The organism is Arthrobacter sp. CJL-S3 (assembly GCF_056711635.1).
The window spans coordinates 2,695,214-2,720,450 of record NZ_CM160046.1; the positions used below are offsets into that span (position 1 = coordinate 2,695,214).

Here is a 25,237-nt window from a genome sequence, read left to right on the forward strand (position 1 = left end):
AGCATTAGCCCCGAACACAAGACAATCGAGCACGGCCTTCTTCTTGAGGAGCGCAGAGACTGGGCAGCCGCCGTCGAGACCTACACAGCACTGCTCGACGGCGGAATCGGTGCCAATGCTGATCTTGCCTTCCGGCTGGGGCATGCCCACTTCCACCTTGGGCAGTATCAGGAATCGGCGGCCCTGCTTCAGGAAGCCACAGCGCAGGAGCCCGGCGCAGCAGCTTGGCACTACCGGCTGGGTTTCGTCCAGGAGCAGTTGGGAAACTACGAAGCCGCCGTTGCGGCTTACAGTTCCGCGCTGGCCTTGGAACCCGGCCGCACCCGGTGGGCGCATCGCTTGGCCGAAGTGGAGCCTCTGGCAGAACGGGCCGCGGCGGCAGCCCTCGAAGTGCGGCGCTCGGAGGGCCGCCGTCACCGGGAACGGCTTCAGGAACTCGTGGCCGGCAGGGCGCCGTTGTGGCAGCGGCTCGGCGCGCTGTATGACGGTTTGCACGCCAACGACGACGATCCTGCCTGGCTCATGCAGCTGGCTGATGCCCAGTTTTCCATGAACCGTTTCACCGAAGCGGCCGAGAACTACGCGGCGGCTGCACGATTGAAGCCCGAGCAGGCGGATCTCCACTTCCGGGCCGGCTGGTGCTGGGAACTCGTTGAAGAACCCTTGGTTGCCCGCCGCGCCTACCAGCGGGCGATCGCCGCCGACAAGGAATTGGGGGCCAAAGTCTTCGGAGTGGGAGTGTTCTTCCAGAAGAGGGGTCGGTGGGTGGAGGCAGCGGATGCCTTCAAAAAAAGGCTTCGTCATGAGAGATCCTCCGCTGAGCTGCACTACAAACTCGGCAATGCTCTCATGCGTTCATATAACTGGCGGGAGGCGTTGGAATCGCTCCGCGCCGCCGTGGCCATGGACCCTACCGTCCCGCAGTGGCACTACCGCCTGGGCTTCGCCCACGAACGTCTCGCCGAGTGGACCGAGGCTGCTTCCGCCTACGAATATGCGATTCTTCGGAGCACTCCCGCCCCCACGTACTGGTGTTATCGCTTGGGATATGTCCTTACCCAGGCACACGACTACGAAGGGGCTTGCAGGGCCTTCGCCACCACGCACAAACCAAAGTCCCGTGTTGGCGCTGTTGGGGACAGCCCGGCCGTCAGCGCGTATGAGGAACGACTTCTGCTGGACGGGTTCGACTCAGCGCTGCGGTCGCAGTCGGCCCAGAGGTGCCTGGAGGCCGGGGAACGCCTGGAACTTCGCGGCATGCACTCCCACGCCGCCCAAGCCTTCGAGGCCAGCGTCAGGCGATTGGAGAGCCACTCCCCCACTGCCTATCACAGACTGGGACGGGCGCTGCAGGATCTTGGCGACTTTGAGGCGGCCTGCGCCGCGTACCTGGACACACGGCTACTCAAGCGGGCTCACGGTGTCGATACGTCTGCTTACCTAAAAAACCCAGATCTGAAGCAGTCGATGATTTACACGGAGTACCTGGAGACACTGCCGTTGGCACCGACGACAGTGCTGTATGAGAGCAGCCACGGTAATTCTGTTGCCTGCAACCCGCTGCAGATTTCTCGAAGCATGCTGGCCGATCCGCGCTTCGACTCTTGGACCCACGTCTGGGTACTCAATGAAAAGGACCGGATCCCGTTCGAGTTGGCCGGGCGGCCGAATGTTATTTTTGTGGCACGCGACTGCGACCTTTATCTGCGCTACCTGTCCACGGCGTCGTACCTGATCAACAACAACACCTTCCCGCCCTATTTCGTCCGACGTGACGGCCAGAAATACCTGAATACGTGGCATGGGACGCCGCTTAAGACCTTGGGCCGGGATATCCAGAATGGCTTCATGGATCATCGGAATGCTGCGAGGAACTTCCTGCATACGACCCACATGATTGCTCCGAACAAGTTCACCGCTGACTGCCTCATCGATAAGTACGACGTCACGGGGCTTTTCGCCGGCAAGCTTGCCGTCACGGGTTACCCGCGTGTTGACGCCACCCTCGGAGCCAGCGAGCAGGAGAGGTTGGAGCTGCGGCATCGTCTGGGGATTGAGGATGGCGAGAAAGTCGTGCTCTACGCGCCAACGTGGCGCGGCTCCCTCGGCACGCTCGAGGAAACAAGCAGTGCCGACGTTCTCACCGTCATGCGGCAGCTTGCGGCGCTGGACTGCGTCCCCCTGTACCGGGGCCATGCGCTGACATCCCCCGCCGGAGCCGCCGGATCGCTGGACGAGTTCGCCGTCCCGGACGACATTCCCACCAATGACCTCCTGGCCGTGGTTGACGTGCTCATCACCGACTACTCCAGTATCTTCTTTGATTTCATGGCGACCGGGCGCCCCATTGTCTACTTTGCCTATGATCTCGACGAATACGCCTCCGAGCGTGGGTTGTACTTCGATCTGGACTCGTTGCCCGGCCGTGTGTGTGGTGAAACTGCTGGGCTGCTGACCGAAGTCTCCTCCGCCCTCAGGCAAGATGGGTCGCCCGACGAGAAGTACGTGCGCGGCATGGAGACCTTCTGCGCTATGGAAGACGGATCGTCCTCTCAGCGGGCGATCGATTTCTTCTTCTTCGATGCGGCCGAGTGCGTAGTCCAGCCGGAGCCGGATCCGAGGCAGAAGGTGCTGTTTTATCAGGGTTCATTCATCCCTAACGGCATCACCACCTCCTACCTGAATCTTGTCGGCAACCTGGACGCCGCCAACACCCGCATGTTCCTCGCGGTCGAGCCGTCCAGCGTAAAGTCCGAAGAACGCCGCCTGGAAAAGTTTGCCCAGCACCCCGGGCATGTCCAAGTCCTGGCGCGGGTGGGAACGCAGCTCATGACGGCGGAAGAACGATGGGTGATCGACAAGTTCAACCTCACCGGCGATCTCGCATCCGCCGAGCTCTGGGATATCTATGACGGCGCCTTCAAACGGGAATTCCGCCGAATGTTCGGTGACGCGGCCTTTGATTCAGTGGTCTGCTTCGAAGGATATGCGCGGTACTGGGCGGCGCTGTTCGCAAACACGACCAGCCCGGGCGCCAGGAAATCCATCTACCTGCACAACGACATGCACCTCGAGTGGCGTCATCGTTTCCGTTATCTGGAGTCAATGTTCCGGCTCTACCGGAATTACGACCAACTCGTGTCCGTGACGAAGAGCGTCCACGAAGAGAACGTCAGGCAATTATCCGAGTCGTTTAGCCTCCCGCCGGCGAACTTTGACTACTGCAATAACGTGGTCAATGCCGCTGAGGCGAAGGAATTCGCAGCTGAACCGCTCGACGATGATCTGCACCAGTGGATGGACGCAGGGTCCACGCAATTCGTTACTCTCGGGCGCCTCTCGCCGGAGAAGGGCCACGCCAAGCTCATCCGGGCGTTCGCCGAACTGACCAAATCGCACCCCGCCTGCAAGCTCACGATTCTCGGCGACGGCCCGCTGAGGGACGACCTGGAGTTCCTGATTGAAGAGCTGGCGCTGGAGTCCAACGTGTTCCTCGCCGGGCTGCGCATCAATCCATTTCCAGCTCTTCAGCGTTCTGACTGCTTCGTTTTCTCGTCCGACTATGAGGGGCAGGGTCTCGTTGTCCTGGAAGCGCTCATTCTCGGAAAACCGGTAATCTCCACAGATGTCGTGGGCCCGAGAAGTGTGCTTGAAAACGGACACGGCATGTTGGTCGAAAACAGTGTTCGAGGTCTCGTGGCTGGAATGCATGACTTTCTTGACGGCCGACTTCCGACGCCTGACTTTGACTACGATCAGTACCAAAAAGACGCCATCACGAAATTCGAGCGGGTGGCACTGGGACGCTCATAAAGCACCCGTTCCCGCACAACATCTGGAGCCGTCCGCTGCGCGTGCGTGCGGAATATACCCAGTACCGAACATCTTGCTGCTGAGGAGTCCCATTGAAAGAACTTGTTCTAGACCTGACGGAGGACCTGAGTCCGGTCATCGACGGGACGCTACCTATCGATCCGTCGACCAGTTACGCACTCGTGAACCACGGTCCGTCCTCGGTTCCGGGAGAAAGCCTCATCACGATAGCCAGAAGGAACCCCGTTGCCAAGGGGCTGATCAACCGTCTCGCGATGGACGGATTCTACCTGTACCGGGTTACCGAAGATGGCAGCCGGTTCGTCCGGGACCACACGATATCCAGGTTGTGGCATCGCGTGAAGGACGGCGATTTCTCGACGAACGAGGACGGCCTGATCTACTCCTTTACCCTGCCGGCAGTAAAGACTGAATTCATGCGGATCCTGGTGATCTTTTCTTCAATGAGCACGAGTATTTACACCCCCAGCATGATGCGCTATTTTGAGCAGAATTTCCGGTCGGCACAGAAGCATGTCCCCCCTAACACCGCCATACTTCGGATAGCAGACATTGGTGGCGTTGTCGGCGCTTTTTATCTCAACACGGCGCGGAACCCGAATAATGCGGAGAGGGTACGTCGCCTGATCACGGAAACCGCCTCAGCCCACAATGTATCTTCCAATGATGTTGTACTGTACGGCGCGTCCAAGGGCGGAACCGGGGCTCTCTATCATGGCTTGACTGGCGGCTTCAAGTGCCTGGCCGTCGACCCGGTCATATCCGACGACTACTATGTCTCGACCTACCAGGATTCGCACTTTACCACCGGTGGCGTATTCCCTGAGTCCAAGCAGGATGTGTTTGCCCGGGTCATAGACAGCGCCCTTGATTCAGATTCGAGGACCAGCGGCGAAGGCACCACGACCGCAGTTATTTACTCCGAAAGATCGCCGCAGTATGGAGCTATCCAGGAGATAGCGGTGCGAAAGCTCCGTGATCGCGCAGCCTTTTTCAACTGCATCAATCCGGAGATTGCTGATCATCCGGACGTGAGTCCGAAGTCACTGAATACGGCCGCAATGTTGATGAATATGTTCTTTTATGACATCGATCTCAAGCCCGGCGTTCGCAGCGTGTTCTAGTGGCACCGGGAGCTGCCGGCTGTCACCCGTCAGCTCCCGACGCAGGCCATCCCGGGACCTCTGGTCAGGGCAGCCCCACCTTCGCCACCAGCATGTTGTGGTCCGAGGGAATGATTCCAGCGAAGTTGCCGGCGCTGTCGATGTTGGCCACGGTTTCCCACTGCGATACGCGCATCTTGGACGTCAGGATGTAATCGATGTAGGAGCCGTTTGCCGACTTGTTGTCCACACCCGGTGCGAGGGTCGCAAAACCGTTCCAGCTGTCGAGGTGCGCGTTGATCCGTTTCTCGGCCGTGGCCGCCATGCTGGGGAAGTCCTCCCAGTAGTCATTGCCCAGCGGATCGACGAGTCCGAAGGTCGTGAAGACGTCGTACGGCGCGTTGGATGGCTTCTGCCACTTACTCGAATTGAGGTCGCCGGTCATCACGACCGGTAGGCCAGCGGTGTTTTCCTGCTTGATAACGCTGACAATAGCGTCAGCCTGTTGCTTCCGGAGTTCATAGAATCCGTCGGCTTTGCTGGTGGAAAGGTGGGTGTCGCCGAAGAAGAAGAGTTTTCCCGTGGATTTCTGCTTGGCAATGGCCCAGGCGAAAAACCGGGGATTTTCCGGGACGCTGGCGAGCGGAAGTGCTTTGCTGCCCGTCTTGACGAGCTCGACGGTCGCCGCGTTGTAGAAGATCCGGGTCCCCTGGGAAGCTCCCTGGTCTGCATAGACGCAATTGGTGGGGGTCGTGGAGTCGATGCAGTTATTCCGCTTGGTGTTGCTGAGCGCGTAGTTGGCTCCGGCGTTGTTAAGTCGCTGCTGAAGATCCTCGAACTGCGACAGCCCGCCTGCCTGGCCCGGCTCATTCAGCCAGCCCTGGGAGGCCTCCTGGACACCGATAATGTCCGGCATCCGTGACTTGATGTTGTCGACGACGGCGGTGCGCCGCTCGGACCACGGAAGGGCATTGGTGGTGTCGCTTTCGGCGCTGCAGTTTGCACACATCACGTTGTAGCTTGCCACCGTCAACGGGTTGCTGAGGGCGGGCGGGGCTGGCGGTTCTGCCTTGGTGGTCAGGTTCAGCACCGGGGTATACGCGCTGAGGCTGGTTCCGGCCTCGTCAATCACCCTGACCTGGAAGTAGTAGGCGGTGAGCGCGTCCAGCCCACGGAGTTCCGCAGTGTTTGTCCCGTAATAGCGGTGCCATGCGGCATCGGACATATCCGCCTTCGTTGCGACTGCCAGCCGGTATCCCGGCGCGTTGGGGACAGGGTTCCAGCTCAGGTCCACTGTCCGGTGGGTTGAAGTCCCGGTGAAACCCGTGGGGGTCGTAGGGGCTGTTGGGACCGTTGGGGAAACAGACGGCGTGGTGAACGTGACAGCCGGGGAATAGGACGTGAGGTTCTCCCCCGCAGTACCAATGACCCTGACCCTGGCGAAATAGGCCGTCGTGGGAGCCAGCCCGGTCATGACACCGGACACCTCCGTGAAGCGCTTATAGACCGAGTCGCTCATGTCGGACTTGCTGTAAACCTGCACCCGGTATCCCGGCGCACCGGTCACGGGGTTCCAGGACACTGCGATGGCGTCCGGACCCGTAGCCGTTGCCTGCAGCCCTGTCGGCACCGTGTAGGCGGCCGCGGGCGCGGCGGCAGTAGTTGCGGTGATCGCCGCGGAGTACGCCGTGAGGGATACCAGGCCGTCGGCACTGATCCCCCGTACCCGGAACTTGTACTGCGTGCTCTTCACAAGATCCGGTATCACCACAGCCGACTCTGTGAACCGGTAATACACCGCATCACTCATGTCCGCTTTCGTGTACACCTGCACCCGGTACCGCGGCAAATTCGCCGACTTGTCCCAGGACAGGCTCACCGTCGTATCCGTCTGCGCCGTGCTCTTCAAGCCCGTCGGCACGGTGTAGACGGGCGCACTTGAAGTGGCCGCGGTGATCGCCGCGGAGTACGCCGTGAGGGATACCAGCCCGTCGGCACTGATCCCCCGCACCCGGAACTTGTACTGGGTGCCCTTCACCAGATCGGGTATCACCACAGCCGACTCGGTGAACCGGTAATACACGGCATCACTCATGTCCGCTTGCGTGTACACCTGCACCCGGTACCGCGGCACGTTCGCCGACTTGTCCCAGGACAGACTCACTGTCGTGTCCGTCTGCCCCGTGGACTTCAGTCCCGTCGGCACCGCATAGGTCGGCGCAGTGTAGACCGGCGCGGCCGCAGTCGTTGCGGTGACCGCCGCGGAGTATGCCGTCAGGGATACCAGCCCGTCGGCACTGATCCCGCGCACCCGGAACTTGTACTGCGTACTCTTCACCAGATCGGGTATCACGACTGCCGACTCAGTGAACCGGTAATACACGGAATCACTCATGTCCGCTTTCGTGTACACCTGCACCCGGTACCGTGGCACGTTTGCCGACTTGTCCCAGGACAAACTCACCGTCGTGTCCGTCTGCCCTGTGCTCTTCAATCCGGTCGGCACCGCGTACGCAGGATCGTAGGCAACGGATGCGGGGGCAATCGCAAGGCCGGAGAGGAGCAGGAGCGCTGTCAGTACCGCGATGGCGGACTTCCGAAGCGCCTGGGGCAAGCGTTTGGTCTGCATCTGACACCCTTAATTAGGGATCACCCTCGCCGGAATCGTGTTCCGAAGCGATCCATCGTCCACTTCTGGCGACGATTCAGAAAGAACCTGGCAGGTACTTTCTAACCAACCGTCGGCAGGCAGCGAGATGATGGTATCGACCCAAGGCCCAGAGGAGACGCAGGGTAGGCGCAAATTTGGCGCAGGCTAGTGTGAGGGCAAGCTAGCCGCCGTCCGGCCATAACGGACGGCGGCGCCGGCCAGCACAGGGCCGTGAGGGCCTAGCTGGAGACCTTTGCAGCCGGGGTGACCGGCATGGCCCACAGCTTTCGTTCTATCGCATCCCGCATGGCAGCGCCCCACTTCGAGACGACCATCTCGTCATTGAAGGCATGAGCCCGGGCGACGGCCGCACGGCGCATGTCTTTGAGATCTTCCTCGCCCATGGTGCTGAGTTGACGGATCCGCTCCGACATCGCCGAAATGTCGCCCGCCTTCACGAGGAACCCGTTGACGCCGTCCTGGATGATGTCAGCAGGACCGTACGGAACGTCATAGGAGATGGGGATGCATCCGGCGCTCATGGCCTCGATCAGCACGAGCCCCTGCCCCTCGAGTTTGCTGGTCAGAAGGGTGAATGAAGCACGTTCGAATTCCTGCCGGGCATCGATGGAGTAACCCCGCAAGGCGACGTGGTCCCCCATGCCGATCGAGTCGATCAGTTTCGCAAGCGCGGCCTGTTCCGGGCCCTGGCCGTAGATCTCCAGCAGGTACCCGACGTCAGAGGACTTTCTCGCCTCGGCCACGGCGCGGATGGCGTGGTCAAGTCTTTTGCGGCCGGTCAGGCTCCCCAGGATGATGCCCAACTCAGGAGTGTGGCCCTCTTCCGGGTCCGACACCGCGGGAAGAGATCTGCTGTTCGGGATGACGCAGGTGTTCCGGGGATTATCGAAGACCAGATCCACGTCCTTCTTCTGGCTTTCGGTCAGGAAGACGACGGCGTCAAAGGAACTCAGACGCTCGAACACATACCGCCGGGTCGGGCTGAGCTCCCCGTACGGGGGAAGGGCGCCGCTGGCCATGTGGGAGTTGTGCACCAAGTGCATGGTGACGACGTTGTCGCGACGGTACCTGGTCATGAAATTGGCGGTCGACTTGCTGTCAACAATCATGAAGGCTTCGCGGCCTTCGACCACGCAGTCGAGCCAGAAAAGGTAGAGCGGCCAGATCTGGTTCCACGAGGCCACGGGTCGGCCGTCGGGACCGCACAGGGTTACCAGCCGCCCTCCCTCGACTCCCTTGACGGAAACGTCCCGGCGATCAGAGGCCACAACGGTTCCATCCGCCCGGAAATAATCCACTTGGAGGACCGTCTTCCCGTCGGAGGCATACCGGACCCGGCGGCGCAGGACCCCGCCGCTTGCTTCGTCCGTCGCCTCCTCCTCCGCGCCGATCGCCGAAAACTCGCCGACGACGTTCTTGCCGGGTTTCGACGACGCCAGCTGGCTTTCCGTGAGCTGGCCCAGTTCATCCCAGAGGTTTCGCAGCCGCAGCCCGGGTATCAGCTCACCGGCGGCTTCGAGCTCGCAACGGATATCGCCGTAGTCAAGTGACCAGGCAAAGGTCAGGACATCCACGGGCGCACCGGCCTCCTGCATAAAAGCCCGCGAACGGTGCAGGAGGGCATTCGTCATTCCGCCGTACTCCGTGGGTATACCCCAGGTGATGGCACAGTGGTACCCCGCGGGCAGGGTCGGAAGGCTGCGGGCCTGGTCGTGGCGCACGTCCTGCTGATTCATAACGATCTCCGAAAACTCAGACTGCATTGGCTGTGGATGTTGCGGGTGCGGGACTCAACGGGCGAAGGCTCAGGTTGCCGTGCACGGTTCCATAAACGTCCATGGGTCTCGGGACCGGGGCCCGGAAGGGCAGCCGGGACGACACGCGGCGGCCCAGCAGTTGGGTCTCGAGGGTGGCGTCCACGACATATTCGCTCAGGGCCTTCATGACGTCAGGACCGAAGTGGAAGATGCTGGAAAACTCGCCGTCGGCTGTGTGTCCGGTCACCTCGCCGGACGCCCTGAAGAACGACTCGGTGCCCCGGATTCTCAGCCGGCACAGGAAACGCGGTGTATCCGCGTCGAGGCTATCGCTCTCGGCGGTCAGCCGGGCGGTTACCCGCAAATCGAGGGCCCCGTCCGACCATGTTCCCCAGACGGTGTCCGTGACTGCCACGTGGAGTTCCGGGGCGGGGATGGCCTTGCTGGCCGCCGCGGCCGTCAACGCTTCGGACCACATGGAGACGACGGGGGCGTCGGAGAAGTCGACGGCCCTGGAAATCGCGGCTTCCCGCATTTTGGCCTTTTGTTCGGCCGGCAACCCCAGAAATGCCGCCACACACTCGGCCAGCGCCTGCTCATTCCCGTATTCAACAATGTAGCCATTGACGCCGTGCGTGATGATCGAGGACGGGCCGTAGTGGATGTCGTAGGCGATGGGCACACAGCCGGCGGACATGCTCTCCAGAATCACCAGGCCAAAGGATTCGGACGAACTCGTCAGCAGCGAAAAAGAGGATTCGCCGAACACCTTGGCCGGCGAATGGGTGTGGCCCTTGAGCTGGACCAAGGAGGAAACGCCCAGCCGCTGGATGAGGCTTTCCAACTTGGCGCCCTCGTCCCCCTCGCCGTAGATGCCCAGGGTAGCGGTTGTCTGAAGGCGGTGGTTCACGTCGGTGACCGCCCGGATGGCGTGATCTATCTGCTTGAGGGGCCGCAACTGGGCCAACAACACACCGGCCGTCGGGTCGCGGTCGCCTTCCACGGGCTGGACGGGCAGCGCCCGGCTGTTGGGTATGACATGGATGTTGCCGATGTCCCCGACGCGTGCTCTGATGTCCTCTGCCTGCATCCGGGTCAGGATTGCCACGCCGTCGAAGTTGTCGAAGCGGGGCACGACCACGTCGCCGGAACCCGAGAGCGGCGAGGCCGGCCCGTCAACCGCGGTGGCGAGGTGGGAATCATGGACCATCAGAAAGACGGTCGCCGACGGCCGCCGGTAGGTCTTCATGAACGTCGCGGCGTGCTTGTTATCCACGATGAAGAACGAGTCGTGGCCGTCAGTCAAGTGATCCAGCCAGGACCGGTACATTTCCCACGAAGAACGCCACTGCTCCACCGGCAGACCCTGGGCATTGCAGAGAGTGAGCGACCTGCCCCCGTGCTGGCCCGGGGTTTCGACATCGTTGCGGTCCGAAAGGAAGAGAGTTCCGTCCTCACGCAGGTAGTCCGTCTGCAGCAGCGTCGTGCCGTCAGCAGCAAATCTCTGGGTCCGCCCGCTCGGACCGCCTTCCACCGAGGTGACGGGCGTTCCCGTCTCGCCGAGCGGAGTGAACCCGGAAAGTTCCTCCGCCGGGAGAACGGGGGCGTCTCCGGCAAGGTGGGCAAGGTCTTCCCAGATGTTGCGAAGGGTGACCCCGTCGGTCAGTTTCCCCTGTTCGGTGAGCGTCTTCCGGATGTCCGGGTAGTCGCGGAAATTATCGAAGGTGAGAATTTCCACCGGCGCCCCGCCCTCGGCGGCGAAGGCCCGGGAGCGGTGCAGCATGGAGTTCGTCCTACCGCCGTGCACCACAGGCACGCTCCAGGTGACGGCAAAATGCTTGCCGGCGGGCAGCCGCGCTGATGTGTCACTTCGGTTATGCATTGATCTCCCCTGGGCCGGCCGCCGTGAGCGGCCCCACCCTCATCATTCGTTTACGTACAAAGCGTCGTTGACGCCTGCGCCGACTGCTTCAGCGCCAGAAACCCCGGGTGTCGATGATCTTCTTGCCCTCAAGGCTCGACGGTTCAATGTCACGGAACTTGTCGTGATCGACCAAAAGCACCACGACGTCGGCCGCCTCGATCGCCTTGTCGGTCTCCATCAGCCGGACGTTGGCACACTCAGCCAACTCCTTCGGCAGCTGATTCTTGTGCGGCGCCGCGACAAGAATATCCGCATCGGGCTGCAACGTTGCCACCCGCCGGACGATCTCCACTGCCGGTGACTCCCGGACGTCATCAATGTTGGCCTTGAAGGCCAGGCCCAGGCAGGCAATCACCGGACGGCTGATACCGCTGGCAGCCTTGCGGACCTGTTCCACCACGTGGCCGGGCTTGCGGTCGTTGACTTCGCGGGCTGTACGGATCAGGACGGAGTTATCTGGATCCGCGGCCACAATGAACCAGGGGTCCACGGCGATGCAGTGGCCGCCGACGCCGGGGCCGGGCTGAAGAATGTTGACCCGGGGATGGTGGTTGGCCAGCCGGATGAGTTCCCAGACGTCGATGTCCAGGTTTTCGCTGATGACGGACAGTTCGTTCGCGAACGCGATGTTCACGTCGCGGTAGGCGTTCTCCACCAGTTTCGACATCTCGGCCGTCGCGGCGTCCGTGAGGTGGATTTCGCCCTGGCAGAACACCCCGTACAGCGCAGCCGCGGCCTCGGCAGCCTCCGCCGTGAGGCCGCCCACCACACGGTCGTTCGTTACCAGCTCGATCATGATCCGGCCCGGCAGCACCCGTTCGGGACAGTGCGCCACCAGAAGGGCAGGCTGGCCGTCCCGGCCGTCAAGGCTCAGGTCCGGGCGGATGCCGAGAATCAGTTCGGCGAGCCGGCGGGTGCTCCCGGGCGGTGAGGTCGACTCCAGAATCACGAGCTCACCGCCGCTCAGCTGGGGCGCGATGGCCCGGGCGGCGGCGGCGATGTAGGACATATCCGCGGACTTGTCGGCGTTGAACGGCGTCGGCACGGCAACGATGTAGGCATCCGCGCTGGGAGTGTCGCGTTGGGCTCGAAGCCTTCCCTGGCTGACCGCGCCCGCGACGTGGATGCCCAGGTCAGGTTCCACAAACGGCACGTCACCGTTGTTGACGGCGTCCACGGTGTCCTGGTTCAGATCGACGCCGATGACCTCCAGACCGTTGGTGGCCAGGATGGCTGCCGTGGGCAGCCCGATGTAGCCCAGGCCGACGACGGCGACCGTCCTGATGCCCGTCCCGGTCTCGGCGGTTCTAGATGTCAACATGTCCATGTAGCTTTCCGTAGAATTTAATGTCGCCCGAAGCAAGCAGCTCGGCATCATCTACCTGCCAAGTGTGTCCGTCTCCCGTGCGTACCTGGAAGTAGTTGAAGCGGTCCGACGAATAGATGACCTTACCTGCGGCATGGACGGCGCGGAGAAATCCGGTGTCCTCCCCGACCGTGACCTGCGCGAACGGATGGTCCGTGAAAACGTCCCGGCGGGCCATGATGGTCGGTCCCATCACAAAGTCCGTGAACCGGTGCTCCCTGGTTGCGAACCTCAGGATGGCGGCGTCGGACGTCTCGAGGTGCATGTAGTGCGCCTGCTTCCCCACAACGTCCGCACCCGAGTACGACAACGCGTGCAGCTGGTCGCTCAGGTAGTGCGGGCCGTAATGGTCGTCGTCGTCCATCTTGGTGAGGACCTGGCCACCGGCTGCGGCGACGCACCTGTTCAGGCACTCCCCCAGCGAAACATCCCGCGACGCCTCCAGGAGCACCACGTTCCGGAGCCCGGACTGGCCGGAGAGCTCCGCCAGCCGTTCGGTGGAGAGTCGGAAGCCGTGGGTGAGCAGCACCAGTTCCGGTTCCACGCCGTGCTGTCCTGCCAGGGTTCGGAAGACACTCTCAAGGTTCTGCGGCCTGATGGTGGGCAACAGCACCGAAAGCGACGGCCGCCGCACGCCGGTTTGAAGGCCGGGGAGTGCGTGCTGCAGGACAGTCTCCGCCCGGTGGGCGTAGGTGTGGCCCGCCCAGATGGTGCGCTGGGCCAGGTGCGCGGTGCGGTCGTTCAGCTCCGGGTTGGAGACCAGCGCGCGGGTCAGGTGTTCGGCGTCCTTGCGGGTGGCGGCGACGGGCACCGCCGCGGGGGTGAAGAACTGCTCCATGGCCAGGCTGGGCGCGGTCACGACAGGCGTGCCGGATGCCGTGATCTCAAAGATCCGCCGGGCACACATGCTGGGCGAGTCAACCACCGAATTGACGTTGAGGAAGACCTTGTACGCCTTGTACGCGGACAGCGTCTGCGGGTAGCTCAGCGAGCCGACAACGCGCCTATCCAGCGGCGCCGGGAACTGGTACTCGGCGTTGCCGCCGAGCTGGCGCGAGAAGATTTCCAGGCCCGTCCGCATCCTTGCGGACGCGTCCAGCGCGCCGCCGAGGAGGAAATCCATCTGGGCCCTGCGTTCGGGATACTTGTGGGCAAAGTACATCCCCGCGAACGCAACATCCCTGCTGTGCCGGCCGTGTCCGGGCCTGACCGGGTTATGGATGGCGGGCTGGGCGGCGAACGGAAGGGAACTGACCCGGTCGTGGCCCAGATCCACCCGGTACTGCGGAATGCGGCCCGAATCGGAGGTGAACACCCGGTCAAAGAGCCGGGCGGCGGGGAGGAAGTCGTCATAGTGGGGCGGGTCTTCCTTGTTCCAGAAGACGGTCGCGATGCCCTGCTCCCGGCACCAGCCGACGAGTTCGCGGAACTCGGCACTCGGACCGTTCGGGCCCGCCAGTTTGCCGCGCCACAGCCCGCTGTTCCCGGCCCACGCCGATTCCACGAACAGCAGGTCGACAGCGGCGGCTGCCAGGTCGGTGCGCCAGGTGTGCGGATGGACCGGGACGGTGGACCATTCGTAGCCGAAGGCCAGCGCCGAAAAATCATCCAGGATGACTGCTGCACGCACATCCGGCCGGGTTGGCTGCTGCTGCGGCAGGATCGCCGGCAGGAGCGAGAGCCGCCGCTTGTTTCCGCGGCCGGTCCAGGCCGCCTCGACCCCCTGGACGTTGCGCGGCGCGGCGAAGCCCTGTTCAATGCGCCGGCGGGACCGCCAGGACTTGAACTGCGCCGGCCCGCCCCTCCGCAGATGCCACAGTCCTGTCCGGATCTCCCGGAGACCCGCCATCAGCCCCGGCTCCGGCGTGAGGACCGGCCGCGGACCTCGGTGGCCACGAGATTCGCCTTGGCCTCGTCGAGGATCCTGGTGGCCGAAATGTTGTTGCCCTTGGAGAGGTGACGGGTGAACTCCTGGTAGGCCTTGATGGCTGCCTCAGGATCACCGTCCATGATCAGGTCGCCCTTGTCGAGCCAGATCACCCGGGTGCACATGTCCTTGATCGTGTCCAGGCTGTGGCTGACCAGGAACACGCAGCCCGCCTGTTCACGGAGCTCATCCATCCGCAGCTTGCTGCGGTCCGCGAACTGGGCATCACCGGTGTTGAGTGCTTCATCCACCAGGAGGATCTCCGGGTCGACGCTCGCCGCGATGGCAAAGCGCAGGCGGGATGCCATGCCTGAGGAGTAGGACTTCATCGGCAGGTGGATGGACTTCTCGAGTCCGGACAGTTCCACGATGCTGTTGAACTTCTCGTCCACCTCGGCCCGGCTCATGCCCATGGCGAGACACCCGAGGATCACGTTCTGGTCGCCGGACAGGTCCTGCACGAGAGCCGCATTGACGCCGAGCATGATGGGGGTGCTGGAGGCGAAGACAGCGCCCTTGGACGGCTTCGACTGGCCGCTGATGATCTTCATCAGCGTGCTCTTGCCCGAGCCGTTCCGGCCGATGATGCCCACCGACTCGCCGCGCTCAACCACGAGCGACAGCCTGTTCAGGGCGTGCACGGTCACCATGTTGGGTTTGCGGACTGCGCGGCGGAAGAGGCGCGGGGCTGCCTCTTCCGCGTCAGCGTCCGAGGCCGCGCTGGAGGCCACGCGGTACCGCATCTCCACGCTGTCCACCACCACGCAGGGGTGACCCTCGATGTAGAGCTCCTGGTCATCCGCGTCCATAGGATTCCTCCCCCTTCCAGAAGTAGACCAGGCCCACGCCCAGCGTCCCGAGGGCCCAGACAGCAAGAATGGCCCATGACTGCCACTGGGGAACCCTGGCGTAGAGGACACAGTCCCGGACGATGTCGATCACATTGAACAAGGGATTGAGCTTGATGACCGCCAGGATTTCGGGATGCGTGACGAACCGGTCGTAGGAAAAGAAGATGGCGGAACCGTACATCCAGGCCCGGAGCGCGAAGGGCAGCAGGTGCGTGACGTCGTGGACCCGGGAGATGATGCGGGCCAGGATGAGTCCCACCCCCAGGTTGAAGAGCGCCTGCAGCATGATGGCCGGTATCACCAGAATCCAGAGCCAGGTGATTTCCTCCGCGGGAGGCAGCACCACCACAATCAGCAGCATGGCGAGGATCAGGGGAACAGCCCTGAGCAGTTCCCGCACGTTGGCACCGATGGGCAGCGCCGCCCGCGGGAAGTTGAAGGCCTGGACCACGGATTTGTTGTTCCGGATCGAGCGTGCGCCGGACGTGATGGCACCGGAGCTGTACTGGAACACAAAGATGCCCACGACCAGGTAGCCCACGAAGTTCTCGATCCCGCGGCTGGTGTTCAGCAGCAGCCCGAAGATCAGAAAGTAGGTCAGGCCGTTGAAGACAGGGTTCAGCAGCAGCCAGGCGCTGCCCAGCCGGTCCCGGCGCGTCCCGCTTTGAATGCGGGCACGGGCGTCGTAGAACATGAACTGCCTAAAGTCCCAGAGCCGGACGAGATAATCCAGGAACGATGGCCGCGAACCGACTCGGGTCAGCCGCCGCATGTCCACGGAGAGAGGCTGAACGGCCACCGTCTCCGGGTCTATTGCACTATCTGCGGACACTACTCGTTCTCCTCATGGTCATGGTGCAGCCCAGCGTAGCGGGTGGTCAGGGCCTTGGCGTTGGCCGCCCAGGTCCTCCCGGCCAGCACCGCTGCACGGCCCGCCTGCCCCAACGCCGCCCTGTAGCCAGCGTCGGAGAGCAGCGTGGAGATCGCCTGGGCAAGCTCACGGGGGTCCTCGGCGGGGGCAAGAAGCCCGTTACCGCCGTCGTCTATTATCTCCCGAAGTGCGGGCAGGTCGCTCCCGACCACCGGCCGGGCACTCGCCAGGGCCTCGACGGGCTTGAGCGGAGTCACCGCCCGGGTCACGTCCAGGTCCTTGCGCGGGACCACAAAGACGTCGAGGGCCTGGTGGTAGAGCGGGGCCAGATCCCGCGGCACCCTGCCCGTAAATATTGCCCGGTCGGACAGCCCCAGGGCACTGATCTGATCCTCCAGGGCGGGCCGGGAAACACCGTCGCCGACGATCAGCAGGCGCAGCTGCGGGTAGTCCGGCGCGAGGAGCGCGAAGGCCCTCACGAGGTCATCCAGGCCTTCATAGGCGACAAGACTGCTGACGGTGCCGATGTAGAGTCCGTCCTCCGGCAGTCCCAGCTCGCGGCGTGCCCCGGCTGGATCCAGCGGCGTCCGGAGGAAGGCCCCGCCCACCGCGTTGGGTGCGAGGAGCACCTTCTCCCCGGGGATGCCCGCCGCGACGATGTTGGCCTTCATGGCCTGGCCCAGCGTCACTACGAGGTCGGCGTCGCGCATGACGGCGCTTTCCCGTGCCCGGAACAGCCGGTACTTTTCGCTGTCCCGGGCCTCGGGTCCGTGCGTGGCCGCCCACGTGTCCGCCAGCTGCCCGCGGACCTCGTAGACCCAGGGGATCCCCAGCGCGTCCGCCACCGCCCGGACCACCAGGCCGTTGACGAAGTGGGTGGTCGTGTGGAGGATGGCGGGCTTGAATTCCAGCGCCACTTTCAGCAGTTCCTCGGCCTGTTGCTGCAGTCGGGCGTCCATGGCCGGCGCCAGCCGCGCCGGGAGCAGACGGCGGTATTCGACGCCGTCCACGACGTCGCTGGCCCGGGCCAGGAGCTTTCCGACCTGTACGGGGTAGGCCAGCCGCGTGACGGCGAGCACGTCCCAGCCTGCCTCCTGCTGGGCCGCCATGACCGAGTGGGACCGCTGGGCGTAGCCGCTGGCGGTGTGGGGCAGGGAATTGGTCAGCAAATGCAGCACCCGGCCGGGTACGGGGGTGAACACCTGCCGGGGCAGTGAGGGCCCCGCGCCGGCGTACACGGCTGCCTCGCCGGCGAGCCGTGCCTGCTGCTGCCGTCCCGCGCGGTTGGACCCTTCAAGGACGGCGACGGCGCCGGTGAGGTCCCCGGCATACCAGAGCCTGCGTGCCTGCGCAGACTTGAGGCCGGGCGCATTGCCTGCACCGGCCAGCAGGAGGTCCGAGAGCTCCGGCAGATTGGCCACGAGAGCGATGTCCGCAAGCTTCCGGGCCTTTTCACCGGAGACGCTGCGGCCTGCGGCGATCCGCAGCCGTCGTGAGACGTCGTCGGTGTCGCCGCGCGTGAGGGATGCGAGCAGCACGGGCACGGCTGTGGAGCCTTTGGGGGCCGCCGCGCAGGTGAGCCGGGCCAGGGGACGGACCACCGAGGACGGGACGCGCCGGGATGCTTGCAGGAAAAGCAGCACCGGGTCGTCCGAGAGGTGCTGTCCTGCCGTGTGCGCGGCGAGCCGCAGGTTTCTTAGGGCCTGGATCATCGGGGGTCTACGGATGCCTTGCCCAGGAGCTCAGCGATGATGTCCACGTACCGGCCGGCCAACAGCCCGTACTCGGCGTGGGTCTTGACCCACTGCCGGCTGTCACCGTTGCGGACGAGCCGGCCCCGGTCGGCGGCCAGTTCGCGCCACAGGGCTGCCAGGGCTTCCGGGTCGCTGGCCACGATATCGCCGGCATCGGCGTCGGCAATGACCCGCGCCGCCTCGCCGCGCACCATGGCCGTCACGTGGCGGCCTACGGCCAGGACCTCATAGGTCTTGGACGGAACGGTGGTTTCGAATGATTTCCAGTCGTCGCGGAGCGACACAAGGCATGTGTCCGCCGACGCGTAGCGCTCCATCATGGCCTCGCCGTGCAGCGGCGCGTGAAAGGTCACCGGCGCCTTCAACTCCCGGGCGAGCTTCTCAAGGGCCCGGCGCCGGGTCCCGTGTCCCACCATGTGCAGGTGCATCGAGTCGCCCACCAGGGCACTCGCCCGGATCGCCACCTCCAGCCGCTGGCTCTCGCCGTGGTTCCCGAGGTACAGCGCCTCAAAAACGGGACGCTCCAGGTCCGGTGCATCGAGGACCGGGATGGCGTCCAGGTGCAGGCCGTTGCTGATGGTGGCCACCCTGCGGACTCCGCGTGAACGAAGGGTTTCAGCGAAACCGTCGGTCACGGTGACCACGAGGTCTGCCCGGTGCTGGACGAAATCAACGACGTGCTCCACGACGCTCTTGACACTTCCCTGGACGAGCCGGGCGTCGCGGGCAAGATCGGGCCACGCATCCCGCATTTCGACAATCAGCGGTACTCTCCGCAACTTCGCGAGAGCGTACCCGGCAAGCAGGGACGGCAGGGCCGGCGCGGTGACAATGACGACGTCGGGCTTCCGGAGAAGCATCCCGGCGGGCACGGAGAGCGCCGCCGAAAAGCACTGGTCCACCAGCCGGGCGGCACGGGAGTTGCCGTGGCGCAGATACGGCACCCGGAGGATCTTCTCGGTGAATTGTCCGTTTTGCAGCACGAACGGCCTGCCTGCCAGCCGCCGTGGCAGGGCACGGCGGCCGAAGGGGTAGTGCGCTACGGGCGCCACGACGTCGACGTCCCAGCCGGCACGGGAAAATTCCTTGATCATGGCGGTCCACCGGCGCTGGGGCGGACTGTGCTCGGGCCAGTAGGAGTGCGTCAGCAGCGTGATGCGCACCGGGGAGCGCTTGGGTTCAGGGCGGGCAGGGTCCAGCCCGGCGTGTTTTCGCATGCGGGTGCTTACTCCCCGGCCTTGGAGGCGAAGCTGGCGCTCTTCCCGCCGAGGAACCTGAAGTACGCGAACCCGGCGGCGAGCAGGATCAGCACCGTGATCAACTGGACCGCCAGCGGGCTGCCGGTGGCGACGGCCACCGCGGCCTGGATCTGCGCCTGCATGACTGCCGGAGGCTCGGCCGGAGGCGCAGCGGCGGGTGCCGTCGACTGCAGGGGCTCGGGAGTGGGCGACGGCGTCTGCGTCGCCTCGGCCGGGACTGCCTCGGCTCCTGCGGTCCCGGTCGCGCGGGCCGGGGCTGGTCGGGTCGCGTCCGGCGGAGTGACCGCCGCGGGGGCGGCCGGAGCCGGAGGGACTGCTTCTGCGGCCGGCGATTCGGGGACGGCCGGCGGCTGCTCAACCACGGGGTCGGACGGCGGAGTCTCGGGAGTGGCCGTCTCGGAGGGAGCCGGCGAAGGCTCCGGCTCCGCCGTCGGCGGCGCCGGAAGCGCCGGCGTGGGCAACACGATTTCCGGCACCGGGCCGGGTGAGGGCTCATCCGCGGCCTGCGCGGCGGGGACCGCCGCCGACAGGGCGAGGGCCACCAGCAGTGCTGTCAGACCGGGGCGTGCAATGTTAAGTTTCAGGCTGCGCGACGTGATGGCCGTCCCTCCCCCAGTTACATGAGCTAAACGAGTGTGCGTGGTTCTGGCCAGAAAGGACGTCATTGCCGGCAGCGCCCCAGAGTTGCACGATCGCCCCAGTCTACTCGACTGCCGACTCGGGCCGTTCACCTAAGGTTCATCCGGCGTGCTGGCGGGCGCCCCACCGTGCTGCAGCGCGTGGCGGGCCGGGATAGGCTTAATCAATGCATCAGCTCCGCTTCCCGGCTTCCGCACGTCCGCTCCGCCTGCTGGCTGTGGCGGCGGCCGCAGGGATTGTACTGAGCGCCTGCGCTCCGGTTGTCGACGTCGCGCCCGCCAAGGACGCGGCGAACGCCGCGTGTGCCCCCATGATGGTGGCGCTGCCGGACGCTATCGGCGAGGCAAAACTGCGGAAGACCAACAGCCAGGCCACCGCGGCGTGGGGCGACCCGTCCCTGGTCATCCTGCGCTGCGGGGTGAATGTTCCGGGGCCGACGACGGACCGCTGCGTCAGCGTGAACGGCGTTGACTGGGTCATCAAGGAGGGCGACCCGGTGTGGACCCTGACCACGTTCGGGCGCGAGCCCGCCACGGAAATCCTGATGGACCCGGACAAGATCAGTTCCGCCACCGTGCTCGCGGACCTCGCCGCCGCCGCCGCGAAGTTACCGGCGGGGCGGAACTGCGTGGGCCAGGCGGACCTGCAGAACCTGCCCCCGAGCCAGTAGGGCCCTAGCGCAGGCCGGTCTTGCGGTGCAGCGCCAGGTAGATCAGTTCATCGATCAGCTCCGCGTAGCCTAGGCCGGAGGCCTTCCACATCTGCGGGTACATGCTCTTGGGTGTGAACCCGGGCATGGTGTTGATCTCGTTGATGATGAGTTCACCCTCGGGGGTGTAGAAGAAATCGACCCGGCTCAGGCCCTCGGCTCCTACGGCGTCGAAGGCGACGGCGGCCAGCTCGCGGACCCGGGCGGTGGCTTCGTCCGGGAGGTCGGCGGGGCAGCTGAGGGCTGCGGCGTCGTCCACGTACTTGGCGTTGAAGTCGTAGAACTCGTGCCCGCCGCCTGCCACGGAAATCTCTCCGGGCATGGACGTCCGGGGCGCGTCGGTCCCCCGTCCTTCCAGGACGGCGCATTCGATTTCGCGGCCGACGATGCCAGCCTCGATCACAAGTTTCGGATCATGTTCGCGGGCGGCCTCAATCGCGGCGTCCAGGCCTTCGAGCGAGTCCACCTTGGAAATGCCCATGGACGAACCCGCCCGCGCGGGCTTGACGAAGACCGGAAAGCCGAGCTGGTCCACGCGCTTGCGGACGGTCTCGGGGTCGTTGCGCCACTGCCGGTCCGTCACGGCGATGTAGGGGCCCACGCGGAGCCCGGCGGATTCGAACACCACCTTCATGAAGTGCTTGTCCATGCCCACGGCGGACGCCAGCACGCCGGCGCCCACGTAACGGGTGTCGGAAAGTTCCAGGAAGCCCTGGACGGTGCCGTCCTCGCCGAACGGACCGTGCAGCAGCGGGAATACCACGTCCACGGCGCCCAGTTCCTGGGGAATCTCGTTCGGGGAGGCCACGATCAGCTGGTGTTCGCCGCCGATTTCGGTCAGCGCCACGGTCCGGGCCGAGGAGGCGACCTCGGGCAGGGATGAGGCCGAGAGCGACCAGTCATGGGTGTCCCCGGAGGCCAGCACCCACTGGCCGGTTTTGGCGATCCCGATCGGGATGACCTCGTACTTCGTCTGGTCGATGGCGCCGAGGACCCCGGCGGCCGTCACGCAGCTCACCGCGTGTTCGCTGGAGCGGCCGCCGAACAGCACTGCCACCCGGGGCCGTGCCTGGGCGGGTCGTCCCGTGGTGCTCACGTTATCTTCAGTCACGCTCAGTAATCGCCTTCAGGTTTCAGGTCCCGGGACAGCAGGAGCGGCCCCAGTTGGTCGACGGACAGTTTTCCTGCCAGCACGGCTACGACCGCCGCGGTGATGGGCATCTCGACGCCGAGCTTGCCGGCCAGCTCCTGAACGGCCTGGGCGGATTTGATCCCTTCGGCCGTCTGCGTCATTTCGGCCGCGACCTCGTCCAGCGTCAGCCCTTTGCCCAGCAGCCGTCCGGCCGTGTGGTTCCGGGACAGCGGCGAGGAACAGGTGGCCACGAGGTCGCCGAGGCCGGCGAGGCCGGCCATCGTCTGCGCCTCGCCACCCAGGGCCAGCGACAACCGGGAGGTCTCCGCGAGGCCGCGGGTGATGACCGAGGCCTTGGTGTTGTCGCCCATCTGCTTGCCTTCGCAAATGCCGACGGCCAGGGCAATGATGTTCTTGACGATGCCGCCGATTTCGACGCCGACAACGTCGCCTGTGGTGTACGGGCGGAAGTACGGGGCGGTGCAGCTGCGGGCGATCCAGCCGGCCGCGATCGGGTCGGAGCAGGCCACAACCGAGGCGGTGGGTTCCTCCCGGGCGATTTCCATGGCCAGGTTGGGTCCGGACACCACAGCGATCCGGTTGACCGGAATGCCGAGCTCCTCGGAGATCACTTCGCTCATCCGGGCATCGGTGTGCAGTTCGAGTCCCTTCATCAGGGAAACCACCAGGGCGCCGGGCGCCAGCAGGTTCTTCCACTGGCGCAGTTGCAGCCGCAGGGTCTGCGCCGGAACGGCCAGGACCACGAGCTCAGCGCCGTCAAGGACCTCGGCGACGTCGGTTGAAGCGGTGATGCTGGGCGGAAGGGCAACATCTTTGAGGTATTGCTCGTTCCGGTGCTTCAGGTTGATCTGGTCGACGACTTCACCGCGACGGCCCCAGAGCCGGATGTCGCGTTCGACCCCGGAGGCAGTGGCCGCGTCAGCGAGCACCTTCGCAAAAGTGGTCCCCCAGGATCCGGCGCCGAGTACAGCAACCCTCGTGGCCGACAGCCCCCGCGTTTGATCGAATGTCATTCGTCGCTATCCCCACGTTTCTCTTCTGGTTTTGCTGAACCGCCTGTTTTTCCGCCTTGCTCAATGAAGCGGCCGTGGGTCGACTGGTTATGGGCAGCAGGGTCCCAGCGGACCAGCGGAGGCTGTCCCCCGCGGAGCGTGGCCAAAAGTTCCGTAATGGCCGCCATGATCACGTTGGTCGCCTCGGCGAGGGTGGCCTTGTCCAGTGGACGCCCGGCGAAGGCGCTCAGGTCCACCGGATCGCCCACTACCAGGCGCGATGTCTTCCGCGGAAAGAGGTGGAGCCGTTTGGCATAGCGCGGCAGGACCTCGTGCGCACCCCAGTGAGCGATCGGCACCACGGGGATTCCGCTTTGCAGCGCCATCCGCGCGGCACCGGTGTGGCCCTTCATCGGCCACAGCTCGGGGTCCCTGGTGAGCGTGCCCTCAGGGTAGATGATGATGGCTCCGCCCCCGTCCACCACTTCCTTGGCGATCTGCAGCGAGCGGTTGGCGCCCGCCGTCGAGCGTTCCACCGGGATTTGTTTGGTGGCGCGCAGCACGAATCCCAGCACGGGCACCTTGAAGAGTCCGGCCTTGGCAAGGAAGCGCGGCATCCGCTGCTGGTTGTAGAGCATGTGCGCCACCACCAGCGGATCAATTTCGGTGCAGTGATTGGGCGCGGCGATGAAGCCGCCGGCAGGCAGCTTCTCCAGGCCGATCCATTCCTTCCGCATCAGAAGGTTCATGACCGGACGGACAATCGCGGCCACAACAACGAAAGTGATGTGGCTCTTGGCCGATTCCTTCACGTGGTACCCGCTACTCGGACGAAGTGATGTCGAAATCGGCGCCCAGGCCCGCGAGCTTCTCCGTGAAGCGCTCGTAGCCCCGGTTGATGATGTCGATGCCGGTGACCCGGGAGGTGCCGTTGGCAGCCAGCGCCGCGATCAGGTGGCTGAACCCGCCACGCAGATCGGGTACGTCGATGTCGGTGCCGGTCAACTGGGAGGGCCCGGAAATCACGGCGGAATGCAGGAAGTTGCGCTGGCCGAACCGGCACGGCACACTGCCGAGGCATTCACGGTGGACCTGGATGTTGGCGCCCATCCGGATCAGCGCCTCGGTGAAGCCGAAGCGGTTCTCGTACACGGTTTCGTGGACGATCGACACGCCTTCGGCCTGCGTCAGGGCAACGATGAGCGGCTGCTGCCAGTCCGTCATGAAGCCGGGGTGCACGTCCGTTTCGAGGACCAGCGGGTTGAGCTTGCCGCCCTTGTGGTAGAAGCGGATGCCGTCGTCGCCGATGTCCATCCCGCCGCCGACCTTGCGGTAGGTGTTGAGGAAGGTCATCATGTCGCGCTGCGTGGCGCCCTCGACGAAGATGTCGCCGCGCGTCACCAGCGCCGCGGACGCCCACGACGCCGACTCGTTGCGGTCCGAGAGGGCGCGGTGGTTGTAGCCGCCGAGGTCCGGGACACCCTCGATCCGGATGGTGCGGTCCGTCTGGACACTGATGATCGCGCCCATTTTCTGCAGCACAGCGATGAGGTCGACGATCTCCGGCTCCGTGGCCGCACCGGAGAGCTCGGTGATGCCTTCGGCCCTCGTGGCACTCAGCAGCACCTGCTCGGTGGCGCCGACGGAGGGGTACGGCAGCGAGATTTTGGCGCCCTTAAGGCCGCCGGGCGCGGAGATGTGGATGCCGCCGGGACGCTTCTCCACCACGGCACCGAACTGCCGCAGCACGTTCAGGTGGTAGTCGATCGGGCGGTCACCGATCTTGCAGCCGCCCAGGTCCGGGATGAATGCCTCGCCGATCGCGTGGATCAAGGGACCGCACAGCAGGATCGGGATCCGGGAATCGCCGGCGTGCGCATCGATCGCCGTATGGGACGCGGTCTTCGCGTTGGTCGGGTCGAGCGTCAGATCCCCGGTGACGGGGTCCTTCTCGACCGTGACGCCGTGAAGCTGAAGCAGGCTGGTGACAACCTCGACGTCCTTAATTTCAGGGACGTTGCGCAGCACGGATGGCTCGTTGCCCAGCAGGGCGGCCACCATGGCCTTCGGGACCAGGTTTTTGGCCCCCCGCACGGTGACGCGGCCAGTCAGCGGGACGCCTCCGCGGATTGTCAGAACACTACTCATATACCGGTTTCCTCACGACTACTCGCCCCCAAATCCTTAGAAAGGCTCCAGCTAAGCATAGGAGCTTGCGTTACCGATCTGAAATACAGGGCGCGCCGGGTCGTCGTCGCCGCCGCCGCGACCGCCGTCGGAATCAAAGCGTCTGCCGTTCAACGCTACCTGCTTCCCCCTGTCCCGGGGCCGAGTAGCCGGCACCAAAAGACGGGTGCTGCAGCGGCCTAATCGAGTAGCCGCCCTCGTGGTGTGAGGTGCCACACGGCCACCATCCTCGACAGTAAG

17 protein-coding genes and 1 pseudogene are annotated in these 25,237 nt (G+C 64.6%); 4 read left to right on the plus strand and 14 right to left on the minus strand.

Features of this window, described 5'->3' with window-relative positions; genetic code table 11:
• Positions 1 to 24: 24 nt before the first annotated feature.
• The 3 genes and pseudogenes from AC06G6_RS12300 to AC06G6_RS12310 all read left to right on the plus strand — a co-directional run.
• Positions 25 to 258, plus strand: a pseudogene (locus tag AC06G6_RS12300) (tetratricopeptide repeat protein); the annotation flags it as partial.
• A complete protein-coding gene (locus AC06G6_RS12305) occupies positions 259 to 3,813 on the plus strand; it encodes a CDP-glycerol glycerophosphotransferase family protein (RefSeq protein ID WP_479822405.1) in 3,555 nt (1,184 codons plus the stop codon).
• 92 nt (positions 3,814 to 3,905) lie between these two features.
• A complete protein-coding gene (locus tag AC06G6_RS12310; RefSeq protein WP_479822407.1) occupies positions 3,906 to 4,958 on the plus strand; it encodes an XcbB/CpsF family capsular polysaccharide biosynthesis protein in 1,053 nt (350 codons plus the stop codon).
• Positions 4,959 to 5,022: 64 nt separating this feature from the next.
• On the opposite strand, the gene AC06G6_RS12315 is transcribed toward AC06G6_RS12310, so the two are convergent.
• The 10 genes from AC06G6_RS12315 to AC06G6_RS12360 form a co-directional block, all read right to left on the minus strand.
• Positions 5,023 to 7,566 (minus strand): fibronectin type III domain-containing protein, encoded by a 2,544-nt coding sequence (locus AC06G6_RS12315; RefSeq protein WP_479822409.1) that lies wholly within the window; start codon positions 7,564 to 7,566, stop codon positions 5,023 to 5,025.
• A 260-nt stretch (positions 7,567 to 7,826) separates the two neighbouring features.
• A complete protein-coding gene (locus AC06G6_RS12320) occupies positions 7,827 to 9,344 on the minus strand; it encodes a glycosyltransferase (RefSeq protein ID WP_479822411.1) in 1,518 nt (505 codons plus the stop codon).
• A gap of 16 nt (positions 9,345 to 9,360) precedes the next feature.
• Entirely contained in the window at positions 9,361 to 11,148 is a 1,788-nt protein-coding gene (locus tag AC06G6_RS12325) for a glycosyltransferase (protein ID WP_479822413.1), read from the minus strand.
• A gap of 187 nt (positions 11,149 to 11,335) precedes the next feature.
• Positions 11,336 to 12,610, minus strand: coding sequence for a UDP-N-acetyl-D-mannosamine dehydrogenase (gene wecC / locus AC06G6_RS12330; protein WP_479822415.1), 1,275 nt, complete (start codon positions 12,608 to 12,610; stop codon positions 11,336 to 11,338).
• Positions 12,597 to 14,504 carry a glycosyltransferase family protein gene (locus AC06G6_RS12335; RefSeq protein ID WP_479822417.1) on the minus strand — a complete coding sequence of 636 codons (1,908 nt, stop codon included), beginning with the start codon at positions 14,502 to 14,504 and terminating at the stop codon, positions 12,597 to 12,599. Before AC06G6_RS12335 ends, wecC begins: the two co-directional genes overlap by 14 nt.
• On the minus strand, positions 14,504 to 15,391 hold the full coding sequence (locus AC06G6_RS12340; RefSeq protein ID WP_479822419.1) for an ABC transporter ATP-binding protein: 888 nt from the start codon (positions 15,389 to 15,391) through the stop codon (positions 14,504 to 14,506). Before AC06G6_RS12340 ends, AC06G6_RS12335 begins: the two co-directional genes overlap by 1 nt.
• Entirely contained in the window at positions 15,378 to 16,232 is an 855-nt protein-coding gene (locus AC06G6_RS12345) for an ABC transporter permease (protein ID WP_479822421.1), read from the minus strand. Before AC06G6_RS12345 ends, AC06G6_RS12340 begins: the two co-directional genes overlap by 14 nt.
• A gap of 32 nt (positions 16,233 to 16,264) precedes the next feature.
• Positions 16,265 to 18,016 (minus strand): glycosyltransferase family 4 protein, encoded by a 1,752-nt coding sequence (locus AC06G6_RS12350; protein ID WP_479822423.1) that lies wholly within the window; start codon positions 18,014 to 18,016, stop codon positions 16,265 to 16,267.
• Entirely contained in the window at positions 18,013 to 19,275 is a 1,263-nt protein-coding gene (locus AC06G6_RS12355; RefSeq protein WP_479822425.1) for a glycosyltransferase family 4 protein, read from the minus strand. Before AC06G6_RS12355 ends, AC06G6_RS12350 begins: the two co-directional genes overlap by 4 nt.
• 8 nt (positions 19,276 to 19,283) lie before the next feature.
• Complete coding sequence (locus AC06G6_RS12360; protein ID WP_479822427.1) at positions 19,284 to 19,859, minus strand: hypothetical protein; 576 nt, start codon at positions 19,857 to 19,859, stop codon at positions 19,284 to 19,286.
• Between the two features lie 263 nt (positions 19,860 to 20,122).
• On the opposite strand from AC06G6_RS12360, the gene AC06G6_RS12365 reads away from it, so the two are divergent.
• Positions 20,123 to 20,626, plus strand: coding sequence for a DUF3515 family protein (locus AC06G6_RS12365; RefSeq protein ID WP_479822430.1), 504 nt, complete (start codon positions 20,123 to 20,125; stop codon positions 20,624 to 20,626).
• 4 nt (positions 20,627 to 20,630) lie between these two features.
• Here AC06G6_RS12365 and AC06G6_RS12370 read toward each other — a convergent pair whose 3' ends face one another.
• Genes AC06G6_RS12370 through murA form a run of 4 tightly spaced genes read right to left on the minus strand, consistent with a single transcriptional unit; the run spans position 20,631 to position 24,958 of the window.
• On the minus strand, positions 20,631 to 21,776 hold the full coding sequence (locus AC06G6_RS12370; protein WP_479822432.1) for a D-alanine--D-alanine ligase family protein: 1,146 nt from the start codon (positions 21,774 to 21,776) through the stop codon (positions 20,631 to 20,633).
• A gap of 2 nt (positions 21,777 to 21,778) precedes the next feature.
• Complete coding sequence (locus AC06G6_RS12375; RefSeq protein ID WP_479822434.1) at positions 21,779 to 22,831, minus strand: NAD(P)H-dependent glycerol-3-phosphate dehydrogenase; 1,053 nt, start codon at positions 22,829 to 22,831, stop codon at positions 21,779 to 21,781.
• Positions 22,828 to 23,622, minus strand: coding sequence for a lysophospholipid acyltransferase family protein (locus AC06G6_RS12380; protein ID WP_479822436.1), 795 nt, complete (start codon positions 23,620 to 23,622; stop codon positions 22,828 to 22,830). The genes AC06G6_RS12375 and AC06G6_RS12380 overlap by 4 nt, the downstream gene beginning before the upstream one ends.
• Positions 23,623 to 23,632: 10 nt before the next feature.
• Complete coding sequence (gene murA, locus AC06G6_RS12385) at positions 23,633 to 24,958, minus strand: UDP-N-acetylglucosamine 1-carboxyvinyltransferase (protein WP_307462443.1); 1,326 nt, start codon at positions 24,956 to 24,958, stop codon at positions 23,633 to 23,635.
• Between the last annotated feature and the right edge of the window lie 279 nt (positions 24,959 to 25,237).

Excerpts from the sequence above, each read along its gene's own strand:
- AC06G6_RS12315 (WP_479822409.1), bottom strand. The coding sequence starts at position 7,566 with ATGCAGACCAAACGCTTGCCCCAGGCGCTTCGGAAGTCCGCCATCGCG.
- wecC (WP_479822415.1), bottom strand. The coding sequence starts at position 12,610 with ATGTTGACATCTAGAACCGCCGAGACCGGGACGGGCATCAGGACGGTC.
- AC06G6_RS12325 (WP_479822413.1), bottom strand. The coding sequence starts at position 11,148 with ATGCTGCACCGCTCCCGGGCCTTCGCCGCCGAGGGCGGGGCGCCGGTG.
- AC06G6_RS12320 (WP_479822411.1), bottom strand. The coding sequence starts at position 9,344 with ATGAATCAGCAGGACGTGCGCCACGACCAGGCCCGCAGCCTTCCGACC.
- AC06G6_RS12365 (WP_479822430.1), top strand. The coding sequence starts at position 20,123 with ATGCATCAGCTCCGCTTCCCGGCTTCCGCACGTCCGCTCCGCCTGCTG.
- AC06G6_RS12340 (WP_479822419.1), bottom strand. The coding sequence starts at position 15,391 with ATGGACGCGGATGACCAGGAGCTCTACATCGAGGGTCACCCCTGCGTG.
- AC06G6_RS12335 (WP_479822417.1), bottom strand. The coding sequence starts at position 14,504 with ATGGCGGGTCTCCGGGAGATCCGGACAGGACTGTGGCATCTGCGGAGG.
- AC06G6_RS12355 (WP_479822425.1), bottom strand. The coding sequence starts at position 19,275 with ATGCGAAAACACGCCGGGCTGGACCCTGCCCGCCCTGAACCCAAGCGC.
- AC06G6_RS12375 (WP_479822434.1), bottom strand. The coding sequence starts at position 22,831 with ATGACATTCGATCAAACGCGGGGGCTGTCGGCCACGAGGGTTGCTGTA.
- murA (WP_307462443.1), bottom strand. The coding sequence starts at position 24,958 with ATGAGTAGTGTTCTGACAATCCGCGGAGGCGTCCCGCTGACTGGCCGC.
- AC06G6_RS12350 (WP_479822423.1), bottom strand. The coding sequence starts at position 18,016 with ATGATCCAGGCCCTAAGAAACCTGCGGCTCGCCGCGCACACGGCAGGA.